At 68.4% G+C, this 18,905-nt stretch carries 19 protein-coding genes; 9 read left to right on the forward strand and 10 right to left on the reverse strand.

The features are described 5' to 3' along the window. Positions 1–6 precede the first annotated feature (6 nt). Positions 7–927 (forward strand): alpha/beta hydrolase, encoded by a 921-nt coding sequence (locus WKC72_RS30425; RefSeq protein ID WP_370180646.1) that lies wholly within the window; start codon positions 7–9, stop codon positions 925–927. Here WKC72_RS30425 and WKC72_RS30430 read toward each other — a convergent pair. Then, positions 886–1,824 (reverse strand): ABC transporter substrate-binding protein, encoded by a 939-nt coding sequence (locus tag WKC72_RS30430; protein WP_370180647.1) that lies wholly within the window; start codon positions 1,822–1,824, stop codon positions 886–888. The genes WKC72_RS30425 and WKC72_RS30430 overlap by 42 nt on opposite strands. Before the next feature lie 143 nt (positions 1,825–1,967). On the opposite strand from WKC72_RS30430, the gene WKC72_RS30435 reads away from it, so the two are divergent. Genes WKC72_RS30435 through WKC72_RS30450 form a run of 4 tightly spaced genes read left to right on the forward strand, consistent with a single transcriptional unit; the run spans position 1,968 to position 5,511 of the window. After that, positions 1,968–2,939, forward strand: coding sequence for an ABC transporter substrate-binding protein (locus WKC72_RS30435; protein WP_112302143.1), 972 nt, complete (start codon positions 1,968–1,970; stop codon positions 2,937–2,939). Positions 2,940–2,949: 10 nt separating this feature from the next. Then, entirely contained in the window at positions 2,950–4,107 is a 1,158-nt protein-coding gene (locus WKC72_RS30440) for an ABC transporter ATP-binding protein (RefSeq protein ID WP_112302142.1), read from the forward strand. A gap of 4 nt (positions 4,108–4,111) precedes the next feature. Continuing rightward, a complete protein-coding gene (locus tag WKC72_RS30445) occupies positions 4,112–4,810 on the forward strand; it encodes an ABC transporter permease (protein WP_005239327.1) in 699 nt (232 codons plus the stop codon). Further along, positions 4,807–5,511, forward strand: a complete 705-nt coding sequence (locus WKC72_RS30450; RefSeq protein WP_005253728.1) for an ABC transporter permease — start codon at positions 4,807–4,809, stop codon at positions 5,509–5,511. The genes WKC72_RS30445 and WKC72_RS30450 overlap by 4 nt, the downstream gene beginning before the upstream one ends. A gap of 82 nt (positions 5,512–5,593) precedes the next feature. On the opposite strand, the gene WKC72_RS30455 is transcribed toward WKC72_RS30450, so the two are convergent. From WKC72_RS30455 to WKC72_RS30465, 3 genes are all read right to left on the reverse strand, one after another. Next, positions 5,594–6,787, reverse strand: a complete 1,194-nt coding sequence (locus tag WKC72_RS30455; RefSeq protein WP_112302141.1) for an NADP-dependent malic enzyme — start codon at positions 6,785–6,787, stop codon at positions 5,594–5,596. Between the two features lie 376 nt (positions 6,788–7,163). Further along, the gene (locus WKC72_RS30460; protein WP_112302140.1) at positions 7,164–7,523 is read right to left on the reverse strand and encodes a hypothetical protein; all 360 of its coding nucleotides are present in this window, start codon (positions 7,521–7,523) and stop codon (positions 7,164–7,166) included. Further along, complete coding sequence (locus tag WKC72_RS30465; RefSeq protein ID WP_370180648.1) at positions 7,520–8,374, reverse strand: PHP domain-containing protein; 855 nt, start codon at positions 8,372–8,374, stop codon at positions 7,520–7,522. The genes WKC72_RS30460 and WKC72_RS30465 overlap by 4 nt, the downstream gene beginning before the upstream one ends. 146 nt (positions 8,375–8,520) lie before the next feature. Between WKC72_RS30465 and corA the strand changes: the two genes are divergently transcribed. Further along, positions 8,521–9,612 carry a magnesium/cobalt transporter CorA gene (corA, locus tag WKC72_RS30470; protein WP_112302139.1) on the forward strand — a complete coding sequence of 364 codons (1,092 nt, stop codon included), beginning with the start codon at positions 8,521–8,523 and terminating at the stop codon, positions 9,610–9,612. On the opposite strand, the gene WKC72_RS30475 is transcribed toward corA, so the two are convergent. Continuing rightward, positions 9,609–10,196 carry a suppressor of fused domain protein gene (locus WKC72_RS30475; protein ID WP_370180649.1) on the reverse strand — a complete coding sequence of 196 codons (588 nt, stop codon included), beginning with the start codon at positions 10,194–10,196 and terminating at the stop codon, positions 9,609–9,611. The two genes, corA and WKC72_RS30475, sit on opposite strands and share 4 nt — an antisense overlap. Positions 10,197–10,261: 65 nt before the next feature. Between WKC72_RS30475 and WKC72_RS30480 the strand changes: the two genes are divergently transcribed. Then, a complete protein-coding gene (locus WKC72_RS30480) occupies positions 10,262–10,957 on the forward strand; it encodes a metallophosphoesterase (RefSeq protein ID WP_005264659.1) in 696 nt (231 codons plus the stop codon). Beyond that, positions 10,947–11,813, forward strand: coding sequence for a chromosome partitioning protein ParB (locus tag WKC72_RS30485; RefSeq protein ID WP_268791021.1), 867 nt, complete (start codon positions 10,947–10,949; stop codon positions 11,811–11,813). Before WKC72_RS30480 ends, WKC72_RS30485 begins: the two co-directional genes overlap by 11 nt. On the opposite strand, the gene WKC72_RS30490 is transcribed toward WKC72_RS30485, so the two are convergent. Beyond that, positions 11,803–12,909, reverse strand: coding sequence for a winged helix DNA-binding domain-containing protein (locus WKC72_RS30490; RefSeq protein WP_370180650.1), 1,107 nt, complete (start codon positions 12,907–12,909; stop codon positions 11,803–11,805). The two genes, WKC72_RS30485 and WKC72_RS30490, sit on opposite strands and share 11 nt — an antisense overlap. Positions 12,910–12,985: 76 nt before the next feature. On the opposite strand from WKC72_RS30490, the gene WKC72_RS30495 reads away from it, so the two are divergent. Next, positions 12,986–14,521, forward strand: coding sequence for an MFS transporter (locus tag WKC72_RS30495; protein ID WP_370180651.1), 1,536 nt, complete (start codon positions 12,986–12,988; stop codon positions 14,519–14,521). On the opposite strand, the gene WKC72_RS30500 is transcribed toward WKC72_RS30495, so the two are convergent. From WKC72_RS30500 to WKC72_RS30515, 4 genes are read right to left on the reverse strand one after another with little or no spacing between them, the layout of a single operon-like run. After that, positions 14,491–15,660, reverse strand: coding sequence for an ABC transporter ATP-binding protein (locus WKC72_RS30500; protein ID WP_037244375.1), 1,170 nt, complete (start codon positions 15,658–15,660; stop codon positions 14,491–14,493). The genes WKC72_RS30495 and WKC72_RS30500 overlap by 31 nt on opposite strands. Positions 15,661–15,697: 37 nt before the next feature. Then, positions 15,698–16,534 carry a carbohydrate ABC transporter permease gene (locus WKC72_RS30505; RefSeq protein WP_005239292.1) on the reverse strand — a complete coding sequence of 279 codons (837 nt, stop codon included), beginning with the start codon at positions 16,532–16,534 and terminating at the stop codon, positions 15,698–15,700. 2 nt (positions 16,535–16,536) lie between these two features. Further along, positions 16,537–17,484: a carbohydrate ABC transporter permease gene (locus WKC72_RS30510; RefSeq protein ID WP_037244372.1), complete on the reverse strand. Its 948-nt coding sequence runs from the start codon at positions 17,482–17,484 to the stop codon at positions 16,537–16,539. Continuing rightward, positions 17,481–18,845, reverse strand: a complete 1,365-nt coding sequence (locus WKC72_RS30515; protein WP_172650345.1) for an ABC transporter substrate-binding protein — start codon at positions 18,843–18,845, stop codon at positions 17,481–17,483. The genes WKC72_RS30510 and WKC72_RS30515 overlap by 4 nt, the downstream gene beginning before the upstream one ends. Positions 18,846–18,905 lie beyond the last annotated feature (60 nt).

Raw genomic sequence — 18,905 nt, forward strand, 5'->3', positions numbered from 1 at the left:
GTACCGATGAGCTTCCACCTGCCGCTGCCGGTCGTCGCGACGGCCCTCCGGCCGTTCTACCGCCTCGGCCTCAACGCCCGGCTTCCGTACACCGTCCAGAGGGCGATCCTCGACCTCGGCGCTCCGTTGCAGCAGGTGCCTGCAGGTGCCGTCGTCCGCCCGACCTCGCTGGCCGGGCGGCCGGCGGAGCGAATCACGGTGGGAGCCACCGAACGCCGGACCGCCGTGCTCTACCTGCACGGTGGGGCGTACACGATCGGTTCGCTCGCCACGCACCGTTCGCTGGCGGCTCACCTCGCCAGGGAATCCGGCAGCGTCGTCTACACCCTCGACTACCGGCTGGCTCCGGAACATCCGTTTCCGGCCGGGCTCGAGGACGCGGTCGCGGCATACCTGGAGCTGAACACCGAACATGGCTACGAGACAGAGCAACTCGCCATCGCGGGCGATTCGGCGGGCGGCGGCCTGACGGTCGCCACCGCGCGACGGCTGATCGACCGGCACGGTGTGACTCCGGCCGCGTTGGCACTGATCGCTCCGTGGGTCGATCCAGGCAGGCGTGACACGTCCCGGGACCGGGATCTCGTGGTCAACACGACCTGGTCGTTCGACGCCGCCGAGAAGTACCTGGGCAACGGGGACGCACACGATCCGGGTTACGCACCGCTGCACGGAAATCTGGCGGGACTGCCGCCGACACTGATCCACGTCGGGGTGGACGAGGTGCTCTACCCGCAGATCGTGGAGTTCGTCGACAAGCTGAACGAGTCGGATGTGGACGTCACGCTCACCGAGTACGCCCGGCTGTGGCACGTCGCCCACCTGCAGGCGTCCCTGGTCCGCGAGGCCGCGGACGCGGTCGCGGAACTCGGCGCGTTCCTGGGTTCACAGGTGAGCGTCGAGCCACACCCGCGCCACGTCGGCTGAATCGGCACCACCGCGGACCTGGCCGATCATGTCGGCCAGGTCCGCGGTCGTCAGCTCACCCGCCACGACGTTCAACGCCTTCAGCTGGGCTTCGGTGAGAGTTCCGATCCGGAACAGCGGCACCACGTTCTGTGCGGTGAACACGTGCTCGTCGTCCGCCAGCAGCACCAGGTCCGCGCCCGCGACGGCGGGTGACACGGTGGTCACCCCGGCCACCCGCACGACTCCGTCCGCCGGTGCCGGCGCGGCGAGTTCGCCGACGGCGGCGGCGTCGTCCACCGTCCGAATCTGTGCGAACGTGCAGCCGGTGAGGTCGGGAAGCGCGTCGGCCTCGAACGCCGGGGCGAGCACGGCTGTGCTCGTGCTGCACGAGGGAACGAGTTCGTCCAGGGTGGTGAGATCCAGCTGCCCCGACGCCTGTGGGGTCACCGCCAGCGCCGATCTGTCCTCGGCGGCCGCGAAGTCGGAGATCGAAAGCCCCTGCGGCAGAGCCTTGCTCAACGCCTCGAACACCTCGTCCTGTTCCGTCTCCGTCGATTCGGGGTCGTAGTAGCGCAGCAACCGGCCCGTGAACTCCGGCACGAGCGTGACGTTTCCGGCATCGAGCCGGCCGAGGTACGCGGTCCGGTCGCCGAGGCCCCCCTCGGTGGTGACCGGCGCCCCGGTCGAACGCAGGGCACCCGCATAGATTTCGGCCAGGATCCGGCTCTCCGCTCCGTCACCCGCACCCACCACGATCTCGCCCGTCCCCTGCCCCGCGGAACCGTCGAGGGTCGTGTCACCGCCTGCGCATCCCGACACCACCCCCGCGACCAGCAGCAGCGCGGACGCGGCGATCAGTGCCCGGGACCATGCCGCCGGGCGCTCGGCCGATCCGTCTGTGCGTGTGTGTGCCACGTCGCGCCTTTCGTTTACCTCGAGCTGGTCGAAAACCGTGCTCTGTCCGCCCCTATCGTTACACTGGCCAACCGATGGCGCGGACACGCGTCCACCGGTTTCCGTCGGCAGGTCCGGCGCCGGTGACAACGGGAAGGACGCTCATGCGCACCTCACGAATTCTGTCGGGCCTCACCCGCCGCTCCGTGGGCAGTATCGCTCTCGCGACGGTGGCCGTCGTGTCGCTCGCGGCGTGCGGTGGCGGATCCGACCCCCTGACCGCCGGCGGCGAGGGATCCGGTGACGACCCCGACACGATCATCGTGGGATCGGCGAACTTCCCCGAATCGGAGACGGTCGCGAACATCTACACCGAGGTGCTCCGCGCCAACGGGTTCGATGTGACGACGAAGTTCAACATCGGCAGCCGTGAGGCCTACATCCCTGCGCTGAAGGACGGCTCGATCGACGTCATCCCGGATTACACGGGCAACCTGCTGCAGTATCTCGACCCGGACTCGACGGCGACGAGCGCCGCCGACGTGGACGCCGCGCTGCCTGCCGCGCTCGGCTCGGAGCTGACGATCACCACCCCGGCCCCGGCCGAGGACAAGGACGCCGTCGTCGTCACGAAGGAGACGGCGCAGCGCTGGAACCTCACCTCGATCGCGGATCTCGCGGCGCACTCGAACGAGGTGAAATTCGGTGCACCCGCCGAGTTCCAGGAGCGTCCCGGTGGCCTGCCCGGCCTGAAGGCCAAGTACGGCCTCGACATCACGGCCGACAACTTCGTTCCGATCGCCGACGGCGGCGGTCCGGCCACGGTGGACGCCCTCGCGTCGGGGCAGATCACGGCCGCCGACATCTTCACGACGTCCCCGGCGATCGCGCAGAACGGTTTCGTCGTGCTCGCGGATCCGCAGAACAACTTCGCGGCGCAGAACGTCGTCCCGGTGGTGCGTGCCACCAAGTCCTCCGACAAGCTGACCCGGGCGCTCGACGCGCTGTCGGCGAAGCTGACCACCGAAGAGCTTGTCGCGCTGAATGATTCCGTGTCGGGTGACGCGAAAACCGAGCCGGCTGCGGCCGCGAAGCAGTGGGTGACGGACCAGGGGCTCGACAAGCCGGTCTCGTGAGGAGCCTGCCGTGATCACATTCTCGGGAGTCACCAAGCAGTACCCGGACGGTACGACGGCGGTCGACGGCCTCGACCTGGAGATCGACGCCGAATCGTTCACGGTCTTCGTCGGGCCGTCCGGCTGTGGCAAGACCACGTCGATGCGGATGATCAACCGGATGATCACCCCGACCGCGGGAACGATCACGGTCGACGGCCGCGACATCGCCCAGACCGACGCGGTGAAGCTTCGGCTCGGCATCGGCTACGTCATCCAGAGCGCAGGACTGCTGCCGCACCGCACGGTGGTCGACAACGTCGCGACCGTGCCGGTGCTGCGCGGCGACTCACGACGCAACGCCCGCAAGGCCGCGTTGGCGGTGCTCGAACGCGTCGGACTCGACCCGGCGCTGGCGTCCCGCTATCCCGGCCAGCTGTCCGGCGGGCAGCAACAACGCGTGGGGGTCGCGCGGGCACTGGCTGCCGACCCCCCGATCCTGCTGATGGACGAACCGTTCAGCGCCGTCGATCCCGTTGTCCGCGAAGATCTGCAGGCCGAGATGCAGCGCCTGCAGGCCGAGATGCGCAAGACGATCGTGTTCGTCACCCACGACATCGACGAGGCCGTCAAACTCGGTGACCGGGTGGCGGTCTTCGGACCGGGTGGCCGGTTGCAGCAGTACGACGCGCCCGACACGGTGCTGTCCGCGCCGGCCACCGATTTCGTCGCCTCGTTCGTGGGACGCGACCGCGGGTACCGCGGGCTGTCGTTCCGGACGGCAGATCAGGTTCCGCTGCACACCATCCGGACGGCGACCGAGAAGGAGTTGCCCGGGCTCCGGCTCGAACAGGGTGAATGGGTCCTGGTCGTCACGGACGCGGGCGTACCGCGGGGGTGGATCGACGTCACCGGCGTCGAGGGGGCGCGGGCCGGTCGGCCCGTCTCCGAATGCACCGCGGCCGGTGGATCCCTCTTCTCCCCCGGCGCCGACCTGCGGCAGGCCCTGGACGCGGCCATCTCCTCTCCGTCGGGCATCGGTGTGGCCGTCGACGCCGACGGCGCGGTCACCGGGGGCATCCTCGGCTCCGAGGTGATCGCGAAGCTGGCCGAGCAGCGGGCAGCCGAGGATCGTGCGAGGGGTGAGCACTACTTCACTGCCCAACCGGCAACCCCGGACGGGCCGTGATCCCATGCGGTGGCTCATCGACAACTTCTCGGTCGTCGTCGACCTGACGAAGACCCATCTCTACCTCGCGCTGGTTCCGCTGCTGATCGGGTTGCTCATCGCGGTCCCGGTCGGGACCGCGATCCGGGGTGCGTCCTGGCTGCGGAAGATCACGCTGATCGTCGCGGGCATCGCGTTCACGATCCCGTCGCTGGCATTGTTCGTGACAATCCCCTCCGTCGTCGGACTGCAGATCCTGGACCCGCTCAACGTGGTGATCGCGCTGACGATCTACTCCACCGCCCTGCTCATCCGCGCCGTGCCCGAGGCCCTCGACTCCGTTCCCGCCGACGTCGTCGACTCGGCCACCGCGATGGGTTTCACCCGGCTCCGCCGGGCCCTGACCGTCGAATTGCCCCTCGCGCTACCCGTTCTCGTCGCGAACGTGCGAGTGGTGGCCGTGACCAACATCTCGCTGGTGTCGGTGGGTTCGCTGATCGGGATCGGCGGTCTCGGCACCCTGTTCACCCAGGGCTACCAGCGTGACTACCCGGACCAGATTCTCGCCGGGATCATCGCGATCGTCGTTCTGGCCCTCGCGTTCGACCTGCTGCTGTTCCTGGTCGGCCGGGCACTGACACCGTGGACCCGGCAGCAGAAAGTCCGGCGCACGCCGCTGGTCGCGGGACAGTCGGCGGCCCCGGCCGCAGGGGAGGCTTCGTGAACATCTTCGGCGGCGCATGGGAATACATCGTCGATCCGGGTAACTGGTCGGGCAGTACCGGAATCGGCGCCCGCATTCTCGAACACCTCTGGTACAGCTTCCTGGCAGTTGCACTGTCCGCGGTGGTCGCGGTCCCGATCGGTCTGATCATCGGACATCTGCGCAAGGGTGACGTGGTCGTGGTCGGTCTCGTCAACGCGCTCCGCTCGCTGCCGACACTGGGTCTGCTGACGTTCCTGGTGCTGCTGCTCGGACTGGGTCTGATCCCGCCGATCCTGGCGCTGGTGATCCTCGGAATCCCGCCGGTGCTCGCGGGCACGTACGCGGGTGTCGCGAACGTCGACCGAACGGTCGTGGACGCCGCCCGCGCGATGGGAATGACCGAATGGCAGGTCCTCACGCGTGTCGAGGCCCCGAATGCGCTGCCGCTCATGCTCGGCGGGCTGCGTAACGCCACCCTGCAGATCATCGCGACCGCAACGGTCGCCGCGTACGTCAACCTCGGCGGCCTGGGGCGCTACATCTTCGACGGACTGGCCCTGCGCCAGTACGACCGGGTGCTCGTCGGTGCGCTGCTCGTGACGATCCTCGCCCTCGTCGTGGACGGCCTGCTGGCGCTGGCGGTGTGGGCGTCCGTTCCGGGGACCGGCCGCCTGCGCCGCAACCCGAGCGCCGAACAGATCGCCGAGCGCGCGTCGTAGCGAAGAAGTCCCCCAACGGCAAACACCCCGACACCGGAACCGTGGGTGCGGGTTCCGGATCGGGGTGCTCGACGGATTCTCGCTAGTCGGTGACGCCTTCTGCACGAGCAGCGGCGGCGACTGCCTCCGCGACAGCGGGGGCGACGCGAGGATCGAGCGGGCTGGGAACGATCTTGTCTACAGCCAGCTCGTCACCGACGACCGAGAGGATTGCCTCGGCGGCGGCGAGCTTCATACCTTCGGTGATCCGGCGGGCACCGGCATCCAGGGCGCCACGGAACACGCCGGGGAAGGCAAGCACATTGTTGATCTGGTTCGGGAAATCGCTGCGTCCGGTGGCCACGATCGCCGCATGCTTGCGGGCGATGTCGGGGTGGATCTCCGGGTCCGGGTTCGACAACGCGAACACGATGGAATCCTTCGCCATGGTGGCGATCAGCTCCTCCGGCACGGTCCCGGCGGACACCCCGAGGAACACATCCGCCCCGTCGAGGGCTTCGGCGGTGCCGCCGCGGCGGCCGGCCGGGTTGGTGCGCGCGGCCAGGTCGACCTTGATCTCGTTGAGGTCCTGCCGGTCGGCGGAGACGATGCCCTTCGAGTCGAGGACGGTCACGTCGGCGATCCCGGCGGCGAGCAGGATGTTCGCGCAGGCGACTCCGGCGGCGCCGGCACCGGAGATGACGACCCGCAGATCGTGGATGTCGCGGTCCTGGACCGTGACCGCACCCTTGAGGGCGGCGAGGACGACGATGGCGGTGCCGTGCTGGTCGTCGTGCATGACCGGGCAGTCCAACGCCTCGATGACGCGCTTTTCGATCTCGAAGCAGCGCGGCGCGGAGATGTCCTCGAGGTTGACCGCACCGAAGCTCGGGCGCAGCCGGATCAGGGTTTCGACGATCTCGTCGGGGTCCTTGGTGTCGAGGACCAGCGGGATCGAGTTCAGGCCCGCGAAGTTCTTGAACAGGGCGGACTTGCCCTCCATCACGGGAAGGGACGCGCGCGGGCCGATGTCCCCGAGGCCGAGCACCGCGGAGCCGTCACTGACGACGACCACCAGGCGGCTGGTCCAGGTGTACCGGTCGGCGAGGGTTTCGTCGGCGGCGATGGCGCGGGAAACCTGTGCGACGCCGGGTGTGTAGGCAATGGACAGGGCGCGCTGCGTATCGAGGGCGGTCGTGGTCTCGACGGAGAGCTTCCCCCCGATGTGGCCGGCGAAGATCTCTTCGTCGGTCAGCTCGACCTTCTGCGGTGTGGTGGGTTCGGACACGATGGACACGATGACACTCCTGCTAAGTCCAGGCTCACTCGGGGCCGGGTTACTGAGAAGTAACCGTGAGGATCGGCGCTGATCTTCACAGTTACTCCACGAACGACAACTGAGGGTGAAGCTTCCGGGGTGCGCGATCACGATGGCCGCAGAACGTCCGAAGCGTCATGGCACGGGCGGGTGAGCCCTGGCAACACTGCCATAAACCCCCGCCGAAGGGCGGTGGCGCCGACGTCGGAGTGGTGCTAAGTCTGGCACGAATATCGATGCACAATCAAATTGCCACGACAGTCAGATGTCTCACGTTTTCTGGCCTCTACCTGTGAGAATAAGTTACCGGCGGGTCACTGTGAGAGCCGGTTTCACATAACGCACCGAGTGTCCGTCAACCCCACCACTGGGTGGCCAGCAGAAGCGCCGCCGCCGCGAGAACGGCGACGGATGCGACCACGGCGACGAGACCGTCGCGGCGGTCCGAAATCCGCTGCGCCACGATCACGAACACGGACGCAACCACGTGCGCGGTGATGGAGATCGCCCCGGGGCCTGGGAAGCCACGGCCGCCGCCCACGTAGGCGGAGCCGATCACGACGAGGCAGAGGATCACCACGCCGGCGGCGACGGCCCCGCTGAGGGCGCGCAGCGCGCGGACCACGAGCGGACTGCGTCGCGGTTCGGTGGCCGTCACCGTCCTCGGGACGGTCGGACCGTAGGGGTCGTACCGCTCGGACTCGTGCGTGTTCATGCCGAGACCACCTGCACCCCGGATGCTTTCGATACGAGGGTGTCGAATTCGTCGGCGTCCGTCGTGAACTCACCGAGCCGGATGGCCTTGTTCGTGCCGTGGTAGTCGGAGGAGCCGGTGACGACCAGACCGAGCTCGTCGGCGAGTTCCTGCAGTACCCGCGCGTCGTCCGACGAGTGATCGGGGTGATGCACCTCGAGTCCGTGCAGACCGGCTCCCGCCAGGTCGCGGACGTGATCGAGGGACAGCAGCCGTCCCCTCGTGCGGGCCCGACCGTGGGCGAGGACGCTCACTCCCCCGGCCTCCGCCACCAGTTGGACGGCGTCGTCGAGGGGGGTGTCCGACTTGTCGACGAAGTACCGGCCGCGCGGGGCCAGCAGATCCACGAACGCCTCACCGACGCTGCCGACCACACCGGCGCGCATCAGGGCCCTCGCCAGGTGCGGGCGCCCCGCCGCAGGTCCCGCTTCCGCGAGCACCTCGTCGGCGTCGATGGGGAGACCGTCCTCCATCATGAGCTCCGCCATGGCGCGGATTCGCACGATCCGCTCGTTCCGCAACCGTTCCCTCTCGCGTGCAAACGCGGCGTGCGCGGGATCGAACAGGTAGGCGAGGAGATGCACCGCAACCGGGCGTCCGTCCTCGCCTCGCCCCTCGCAGGACATCTCCATGCCCCGCACCAGCGCGAGCCCCGCAGGCAACGCTGCGACCGCCTCGGCCCACCCCGCCGTCGTGTCGTGATCGGTGATCGCCACGGTGCCGAGTCCCGCCGCCCCCGCGGCGCGGACAAGGTCCGCCGGGCTGTCGGTTCCGTCGGAGGCCGTCGAATGGGTGTGGAGATCGATGAGCACCAGACCAGTCTGTCAGGTGTCGCGGCACGGGGTCCGAGCGTGCGGCCCGGAAGCCTGGCGTGTCGTGCGACACCGCCGGCCCGGAGCGGGCGCTGACGTACGATTCACCAGCAGCATGTCCGACTCGACGGTGAAGGGAGGGCCCGGTGCCGTCTGTGCCCTCGCTCCCCAAGCGCGGCAGCGACAAGGATCAGCGCAACGGTGACAAGGACCCGGCCCCCAGGATCCGCATCCCGACGGCGCGCGCCATCGTGGATTGCGGTGTGTACGTCGACGGCACGAGGCTTCCCGGCAAGTACACCCACCAGGCCGCGATGGCCGAGGTCCGCAAGCAGGGTCGGGGGTTCGTGTGGGTCGGGCTTCTCGCCCCCGACGAGGGGCAGATGGAGAGTGTGGCCGAGACGTTCGGGCTGCATGAGCTGATGGTCGAGGACGCCGTCCACGCCCACCAGCGGCCGAAGCTGGAACGCTACGACGACGTCCTGTTCCTCGTGTTGCGGACGGTCAACTACGTGCCGCACGAGTCGGTGGCCACTGCCAGCGAGATCGTCGAGACCGGCGAGATCATGGTGTTCGTGGGCGCCGACTTCGTCATCACCGTCCGGCACGGTGACCATTCCCCGCTCGCGAACGTCCGCCATGCGCTGGAGGCGAACCAGGAGCGGCTCGCCCTGGGCCCCTACGCGGTGCTGCACGCGGTCGCGGACCACGTGGTGGACACGTACCTCGAGGTCACCCAGGCCATCGAGGAGGACGTCGACGGGATGGAGGAGGCGGTGTTCAGTCCGCGCAGCAGCGTCGCGGTCGAACACATCTACCTTCTCAAGCGCGAGATCGTCGAACTCCGCAAGTCGGTGAACCCGCTGTCCAATCCGCTGCTCCGGCTGACGCGATCCCCGGGCAATCCGGTGCCGAAGGAGATTCGCCGCTACTTCCGCGACGTCCTCGATCACCACACCACCGTCGCCGAGCGGATCGCCGAATACGACGAGGTCCTCAGCTCACTCGTCGATGCCGCCCTCGCCAAGATCGCCGTGCAGCAGAACACCGACATGCGCAAGATCTCGGCGTGGGTGGCCATCGCGGCCGTGCCGACGATGATCGCGGGCATCTACGGCATGAACTTCGACAACATGCCCGAATTGCATTGGCAGTACGGCTATCACGGCGTGGTGTTGGTGATCGCGTCGGTGACGGTGGGCCTGTTCGTCACGTTCCGCCGGAACCACTGGCTCTAGAGGGACGCGGCACCGCGGTGCGGATCGCGGACGTCGATGCCCGCCTCCGCCCAGGCGTCGCGCAGTGCGCCTGCGCCGCGCAGTCGGACCCACGCCGCCTCGGTGCCGGTGATCGGCACGACCGCGAGGAACCGCACGGCCTCCGCGGGTTCGGGCAGCGGGAGGTCGGGGATGGTCGACTCACCGAGCAGCACGGCGGTGAACGGTGTGTCCTTCCACAGCGGCTCCCCCAGGTCGAGCAGCGCGTCCTCGACGAGAACCACCCCTTCCACCGACGGCGCCGCCGCCAGGACCGCGAGTGTGCGCGCCACTCCCGACGCCACCCCGGCGCCGCCGCGCAGGGTGAGGATCAGTTCGGCGCGGGGGCCACGGAGCGGGTCGGCCACCAGTTCGCCGGGGTCGCCCATCGGGTGCCGGGAGCACCCCAGGGTCACGTAGCGAACCAGATCCGCGTCGTCGGGTGCGAACCGCAGCACGTCCAGCGGCTCGACGCCCAGGAACGTCACCGATGCGGCGGTCGGCTCGGGTCCCCCGATCTGCCCCAGCAGGTGCGCGCGAACGGAGGCCACAACGCTGTCAGTCACCCCGCAATCAAACCACCGAAGCCGCTCACCCGTCCTCCGGCCTCGCGAGCCGGTAGCGTCGGAGCATGGTCTCGGTACTCGCAGTGTCCGACGAGACGATCGAGTCGCTGTGGAGTTCGCAGGTGCGTGCCATGGACGTCGACCTGATCCTCGGTGCGGGCGATCTCCCGTTCGACTACCTGGAATACCTGATCGACGCGCTCGACGCGCCGTGTGTCTTCGTGCCGGGCAACCACGACGCCGATCTGTCCGGCTACTCCGCGGGACGTGTCGGATGGATGCGGGCGGGTCTGCCCTCGGCGTGGCCGGGACCCTGCGGCGCGGTCAACGCGGACGGCCGGATCGTGCGGATCGCGGGCCTGCGCATCGCGGGCCTGGGTGGGTCGATCCGCTACAACGACGGCCCCAATCAGTGGACCGAGCGGCAGCAGCGGCGGCGGGCGCGCAACCTGGCTCTGACGAGTGCGTGGCACGCACGCCGCTCGGGCGTGTCCGGCGTCGACGTGCTGCTCACGCACAGCCCACCGCGCGGAGTGGGCGACCAGGAGGATCCGCCGCACCGGGGTTTCGAGTGCTTCGAGACCCTGGCGGGCAGGTTGCAGGCCCGCGTCATGATTCACGGGCACGTCCACCCGTACGGCCGGGCCGCCGAGGACCGCACACTCGGCGCGACGACGGTGATCAACACCGTGGGATTCACCCTGATGGAGTTGGCCCCGGGCGCCGACCCCACCATCGTCAGGCGCCGGCATGGCACGTGACACCGGGTTCCCCGCCGCCGACGCGGAGAACGATTTCACCCGCCAGCGTCGCCGCGCCGAGTTGTCGCGGCTGGTCAGCTGGCTGCGCCGCGAGCCGGACGACGTCAACGAGATCCTGCCGTTCGACGAGGTGGTCGCTGCCGTCGGACGGGTCGGGGAACGATCGCTCGGACTGCAGGTGATCCCGGTCAACTCCATCGTCGGAAGCGTCGACCGGACCCGCGACTTCGACCGGTTCTTCCGGCCCACGTCCACCCGTGTGCGCGAGCGCTGGCAACGGCTGGCGGCCGCGCAGCGCCGGGGCGAGTCGGTGCCGCCGATCCAGGTGTATCGGATCGGGTCCATGCACTTCGTCAGCGACGGCCACCACCGCGTCTCCATCGCGTACGCGATGCACTGGAGCACGATCGACGCCTACGTCACCGAGATCCAGACCAAGATCTCCCCCGACGGGATCGCGCAGCGCGGCGACCTGGTCATCAAGGACCACCGGCGCCTGTTCCTCACGCGGGTGCCGTTGAGCGGGCCCCAGCGGGCGGCCGTGGTGGTCACCGATCCCTGGGAGTACGCCGAGATCAGCCAGAGTGTCGAGGCATGGGGATTCCGGCTCATGCAGGAGGTGGGCGAATTCCTCAGCCGTGAGACCGTGGCCCGGCGCTGGTTCGGTGAGGAGTTCCTGCCGGTGGTCCGGATGCTGCGGGCCGCGCAGATGCTGCCCGACCACACCGACGCCGAGGCGTACCTGTGGGTGGCACGCGAGCGGTACCGCCTTGTGCGCCAGCATGTCTGGAACGACGAGATCATCGCCGAGCTCAGTCACCTCGCACCGCGCAGGCACAAACCGGCTAGCCCGTGAACCGCACGACACGCTCGGGCGCGTCGGGGTGCGCGAACTTCAGCAGTCGCCTGCCCTCCGCCTCGATCGCGGTGCGGTGCGTTTTCGCGATGTTCGCCAACGGTTCCACGTCGAGTACCGCACGGGACTTCTCGACCACCGTCGTGGTGAACGCCGCGACCCTGCCGTTCACCAGGACAGCCGGTTTGATGATGCCGTTCTGGGTGAAGATCTTCTTCCGCACGTCGTCGTCGAGGAGGCGTCCGCGGTCCGCGTGCGAGAGCAGCACGTTGTCGAACGGAGCGAGGATGCGGACGGGGGCGGGGGTGCCCGGGTCCGGCCGGGGTGCGTCGGGAAGGTCGAAAAGTTCCGGCCCCGATTCCCCCGCGAACACCCGGAGTTCCGGCCGCAACCGATCCAGGACCTCACCGAGCCGGGTCAACCCCGACCAGGCCTGGGCGTCCCGCGCACTCGCCGGGCCGAACGCGGCGAGGTAGCGCAACAGCATCGTGTCGATGGACGGCGCGGCGGACAGTGGACGGCCCACCCACGACTCCAGCATCGACAGCGCCGGTTGCCCCGACCTGCCCCAGAGCCCGCGCGGCGGAACCTGGACCATCGGGACCAGTCCCCGCACCCCGTGGGCGAGGGCGGCCCCGTCGCGGCCGGGAAACCGCTCCTCGAGCAGGGGCCGCATCTGCGATTGGGTGCGGGGCTCGTCGCGCACCAGTTCGCGTCCCGCGGCGGCGAGGGCGCCCAGGTCGATCCCGTCGAGGCTCGACCGGTACTGCGTGTTGGTGTGGAGGTCGCGGTCGAGCAGCGGTTGTGTGAGCGGTCGGAACGAAAGTGCGTCCGACGCGGACAGGGCGAAGACCGTCCCGCGCATCGCGACGATCCGCACCACCGCGCGGTTCTCGATGAGATCCGACAGCGACTCGGCGCGGAATCGTGTCAACCGCGCCCACAGTGCGAAGTACGGCGGGGCGGGCGCCTGGGCCTGCAGTCCGCAGAGGTGCTCGATCATGTCGAGAGCGGACGTGTCCGAACGGCTCAGCAGCGATTGCCGGGCCAGTGTCGCCCGGCCCAGCGCTCGAATCGACAAGCGTTCAGACCCCACCGTGAACCCCTTTGTTAGTTAGCCCCAGTACCGTGTTTCATTACGCCCGTTCACCCGACCCCTACAGGAGGACCCCATGGCCGCCGGATCGACAACCGCAGCCAGGGCTCTCCTGCCCGTCATGTGCTTCGTCGTGATGATTGTCGCCGTTCTGCAGACGTTGGTGGTGCCGATCGTCGGGACCATCGGTGCGCAACTCGACGTCGGCCCCACCGCCGTCGGCTGGCTGCTCACCGCGAACCTCCTCGCGGCCGCCACCGCGACACCCGTCCTCGGCCGCCTCGCCGATCTCCGCGGCAAACGACCCGTCCTGCTCGGGGTGCTCGTGGTCGTGCTGCTCGGCTCCCTGATCGGTGCGCTGTCGACGTCCGTGGGTGTGCTGATCTTCGCCCGCGTGCTCCAGGGCGTGTCGTTCGCGCTGTTTCCCATCGGCATCGCGGTCCTGCGTGACGAACTTCCCGCCGAGAAGCTGACCGGGGCGATGGGGATCTTCTCCGGCACCCTCGGTTTCGGCGGATGTTTCGGCATCGTCCTCACCGGTGTGCTGGTCTCCGGCGGCGCCGACTTTCACCGCATCTTCTGGCTGTCGTCGGTGATCACCGCCGCCGGACTCGTCCTCGCCTGGATCGCCATCCCCCGCCGCCCGCGCGCCGGAACGGGTTCCATCGACTGGATCGGTGCGGCCGGTCTCGCCGCCGGCCTGGTCCTCGTCCTGCTGCCACTCGCCGAGGGCGGCACCTGGGGTTGGACGTCTCCCGTCACCATCGTCAGCGGCATCGCCGGAGTCGTGGTCCTGATCGGCTGGTTCCTCTACGAACGCCGGATCACCGACCCGCTCGTCGCGCCGCGGCTGCTGACCAACCCACCCGTCCTCGTCACCCACCTGTCCGCGCTCGTGGTCGGCATGTCGATGTTCGTGATGTTCCTGGGCAGCTCGTACTTCGTCCAGACACCGCGCGCGGTGGCCGGATACGGCTTCGGGGCCACCGTCCTCGAGGCCAGCACCGTGTACCTGCTGCCGGGCGCGATCAGCGGCGTCCTCGCGTCGATCCTGAGCGGAAAACTGATCCACCGCTTCGGTTCCCGTGCCGTCCTCATCGCCGCGAGCGTCGTCGGCGTCAGCGGTTTCATCGTGTTCGTCTTCGCCCACGACCGCACGTGGGAGGTGATCGCGGCCATCCTGCTGGTCAACACGTACATCAGCCTCGCATACGCGTCGCTGCCGTCGCTGCTCGTGGCCGAGGTCCGGCAGGACGAGACCGGCGTCGCGAACAGCATCAACTCCATCGCCCGGTCCGTGGGCAGTTCGTTCGCCAGTGCGCTGCTCGCCACCCTGCTCGCCGGCATCACGATCGACGGAACGGACGTCCCGACCGAATCGGCGTACGTGATCGCGTTCGCCGTCGGCGCGACCGCGGCCGCCCTCGCCGGGCTGCTGCCGTTCTTCGGGATCACGCGCACCACCCGCACCCCGTCCGACGAGGAGGAGGACGAGGTCCACGCGACCGCCCTCGCGGCCGAGTGGGGCACGGTCGGTGGCCTCGGCGGAGCGAACACCAGTGGTTCGGGTGAGCGCTCCGGTCAGAGGGTGAGGTTGGCTCCCGAGTCCTGATCGAACAGGGCGATCTTCGCCCGGTCGAACCACAGTTCCACCGGCCTGCCGTGCGCCGCGGACGATTCGGTCGACAACCGGGCGACCAGCTGCCCGCCGCCCGCGACCGCGGTCCCCGAGTCGGCGGCGAGCTCCTCGAGTTCCCGGGAAGTCACCTGCGGTCCCTCGGCCGTGAAATAGGCGTACTTGTCCGAACCCATCGACTCGAGCACCTCGACGTTGGCCGTGAACGTGGCACCGGCCGCCCTCTGCCCCTCGTCGACGAGCCCCACGTCCTCGAAGTGCTCGGGACGGATACCGACGACGACGTCCTTCGCCGTGTTCGACGACCCGATCCTGTCGCGCGTCTCCGGGGGCAGCATGAACTCGCCGAGCGGCGTCGACACCCCGTCGGCGGTCAGCTGCCCCGGGAAGAAGTTCATCGACGGCGAGCCGATGAAACCCGCGACGAACAGGTTGTTCGGGTGGTCGTACAGATCCTGCGGCGCCCCGATCTGCTGAACCACGCCGCCCCGCAGCACCACCACCCGATCGCCGAGGGTCATCGCCTCGGTCTGGTCGTGCGTGACGTACACCGTGGTGGTGCCGAGCCGCTGTTGCAGCCGGGCGATCTCGGTGCGCATCTGGACACGGAGTTTGGCGTCGAGGTTCGACAGCGGCTCGTCCATCAGGAACGCCTTGGGGCTGCGGACGATCGCCCGGCCCATCGCGACCCGCTGCCGCTGTCCGCCCGACAGATTGGCCGGTTTGCGATCGAGGTGCTGGGTGAGGTCGAGGATCTTGGCGGCGTTGTCCACCTTCGCCGCGATGTCCGACTTCGACATCTTCGCCAGGGTGAGCGGGAATGCGATGTTCTGCCGCACCGTCATGTGCGGGTACAGCGCGTACGACTGGAACACCATCGCGATGTCGCGGTCCTTCGGCGCCTTCTCGTTGACCCGCTCCCCCGCGATGCGCAGTTCACCCGAGGAGATGTCCTCCAGCCCGGCGATCATGTTGAGAGTGGTCGACTTTCCGCAACCGGACGGTCCGACCAGAATGATGAACTCGCCGTCGGCGATCGTGATGTCGACGTCGCTCACCGCCTTGGCGCCGTCCGGGTACAGCTTCGTCACCTTGTCGAGCACGATTTCGGCCACAGAAACTCCTTCATAGTTTCGACCCTGCAAGCAGGTCTCAGCCCTTCACTGCGCCGGAGGTCAGACCGGCCACGATGCGTCGTTGGAAGAACAGCACGAAGATGATGATCGGGATCGTGATCACCATTGCGGCCGCGGCGATCGAGCCCGTCGGCTCCTCGAACTGGGAGGCGCCGGTGAAGTTCGCGATCGCGGCAGGCGCGGTGATGGACCGTTCCGTCGACGTCAGCGAGATCGCGAACAACAGGTCGTTCCAGCAGAAGATGAAGACCAGGATCGCGGCGGTGACGATGCCCGGCGCCGCCAGCGGTGCCACGACCTTCCGGAACGCCTGAGCCGGTGTGGCACCGTCCATCTTGGCCGCCTTCTCCAGCTCCCAGGGGATCTCCTTGAAGAAGGCGGACAACGTGTAGATGGCCAGCGGGAGCGCGAACGTGATGTACGGGAGGATCAGACCCGCCCAGGTGTCGAACAGCCCGAGTCTGCGCTCGATGTCGAACAGCGGGCTCACGAGGGAGATCTGGGGGAACATGGCGATCAGCAGAGCCACACCGACCAGCAGCTTCTTGCCCGGGAAATCCAGCCGGGCAATGGCGTAGGCGGCCATGGTGCCGATGACGACGGCGATCACGGTGGAGATGAGCCCGATGCCGATCGAGTTGATCAGCGCACTGGTGAACGCGTTGGTCTGGAAGATCCCGCGGTAGTTGTCTAGTGTCCACTTCTGCGGAATGAACTTGCCGTCCTTGATCGTTCCCGCGGGTTTGAACGACAGGCTGGCGATCCACAGCACCGGGACCAGTGCGTAGAGCAGGACGAGCAGATTGACCACGGACCAGCTGATCTTGCGGCGAGGTGTGTCGACGACGGCCATGGCTATCGGTTTCCTTCCGTGTCGGACCCGGGAGCCGAGGCGCCGAACAGTTTGATGAACACGAACGCGAGCAGTGCGACGCAGAGGAAGATCAGGACGCTGATCGCCGAGCCGATTCCGAGGTTGAACGCCTTGAACAGGTTGTCGTAGCCGAGGATCGACAGCGATCCGGTGTCATTGGCGCCCTTGGTGAGGACGTAGATGTTGTCGAAGATCCGGAACGCGTCGAGGGTGCGGAACAGCAGCGCCACGAGGATCGCGGGTTTCATCAGCGGCAGGATGATCCGCACCAGCCGCGTCCACGCCCCGGCGCCGTCGACCTGCGCGGCCTTGAGGAGGTCGTCGGGGACGAGGGCCAGCCCGGCGAGCAGCAGCAGCGCCATGAACGGCGTCGTCTTCCACACCTCGGCGAGCACGATGATCGCCAGCGACGGAATCTGCTGCGTCAGCGGGGCGCTGCCGTCGGGCAGCAGGTTGGCGAGATACCCGGTGCCCGGGGTCCACGCGTAGTACCAGCTGTACGCGGCGGCCACGGTGACGATGCCGTACGGGATCAGCACCACCGTCCGCACAATGCCCTTCCCGACCAGCGTCCGGTGCATCACGAGCGCCAGGATCAGGCCCAGGACGAACTCGATGACCACCGACACGACCGTGATGCCCACCGTCACCGCGAAGGCCTGCCACCAGTACGCGTCCGACAACACCGACACATAGTTCGCGAGGCCCACGAATTTGCGGTCGTCGGGGAAGCGGAGGTCGTAACGCTGCAGGCTCAGCCACACCGCGTAGACGACGGGGTAGGCCGTGACCGCGACCATGAGGATCGCGGCGGGAGCCACCAACCACAAACCCAGCCGGCGTTCGGCCTTCTTCCCCTCCGAGATCTGCTTCTTCGACGCGACTTTCGGCTCTTCGGCGCGGTCCGCCTGCACGGTTTCGCTCGTCACGGGATCAGCCCTTCCGAGTTGACCGCCTTGCGTACCTGTTCGGCGAGTTCGTCGACGGTGCGCGGCGGGTCGATGTCACCGACCGGATTCAGCGTGTCGGTGATCAGGGTCGAAATGCTCTGGTACGCCGGTGACACCGGGCGGACGGAGGCCGTCTCGAGACTCTCCCGCACCTCACGCCACGCGGGGTACGCCTCCTGGAACGCCGGGTCGTCGTACAGGCTCGCCAACGTCGGCGGCACACCACCGTTGACGGCGTTGTTGCGCTGGTTCTCCTCGTTCCGCAGGCACGACACCGCCTCGAACGCCAGGTCCGGGTGCTGACTGGTCTTCGCGACCGCGATGTTGAACCCGCCGATCGTCACCTCGGCCGGTCGCCCGGGGATCACCGACGGGTACGGCGCCGGGAGGAAGTTCTGCTGACCGTCGACGGTGAGCACCGTGTTGCCCGTGTCCACGGACGTCGGGTTGCCCTTCTCGTCGATGAACGGCAGGTCCCCCTTCTCCGCGTTCTCGATCATGCCCGGCAGCACGAACGGCCAATTGACCTCGAACGCAGCCTTTCCGCTCTCCATCCCCAGCCGGGACGACGCCTCGTCGCCCTGGGAAACCGACGGGTCGGCACCCTCCGCGGTGGCCACCCGCTTCATGACCTCGAGCGCCTTCAGCGCGGCGTCGCCGTCGGCAACCGTCACCGTGGTCCCGTCCTCGGCGACGACGGACCCGCCCGCGCTCGCGAGCAGGGTGTTGAACCACACCATCAGGCCCTCGTACTGCTTGCCCTGCACCCCGATCCAACTGGGCCGGCCCTCCGCCGCGAGGCCCTCCGCGATGTCGATCATCTGATCCCACGTCTGCGGCGGCTGCCCGTCCGGCATGAGGTCCTTGCGGTACCAGAGCAACTGGGTGTTGGTGTTCAGCGGCGCGGCGTACAACTGGTCCTGCCACTTCGCGGATTCGAGGGGGCCTTCTAGCGTGCCCTCGCTGACCTCCGCCGCGATGCCGGGTGGAAGCGGCACCGCCCAGCCGGCCTCGGCGAACTCGGCGGTCCACACCACGTCGAGTGTCATGATGTCGAGCGACGTGTCGTTTCCGGTGAGGCGGCGGGCCAGCTGGAGCCGCTGATCGTCCGCGCCCTTCGGCAGCGTGCGTTGCTCCACGGTGTACCGGCCGCCGGCCGCGGCCGTGCAGTTGGCCGCGGCCTCCGCATATTGTTCGGCGCCGTCGGCAGCCGTATAGAAGCTGAGGACGATGCCCTCTTCGGACGACCCGCACGCAGCCAGCAGAGGAACGGTGAGGACGGTGGCCGCACCGATCAGTCCCCACTTCAGCGAGCGTCCGGGCTTGGTGCGATGCAGCACAGCCGCCTCCTCGAGCGGCCCTCACGGATCCAGTCGCGGTACGGCTGGGCACGCGGGCCC

This window comes from Rhodococcus wratislaviensis, assembly GCF_041228765.1.
Classification (GTDB): Bacteria; Actinomycetota; Actinomycetes; order Mycobacteriales; family Mycobacteriaceae; genus Rhodococcus_F; species Rhodococcus_F wratislaviensis.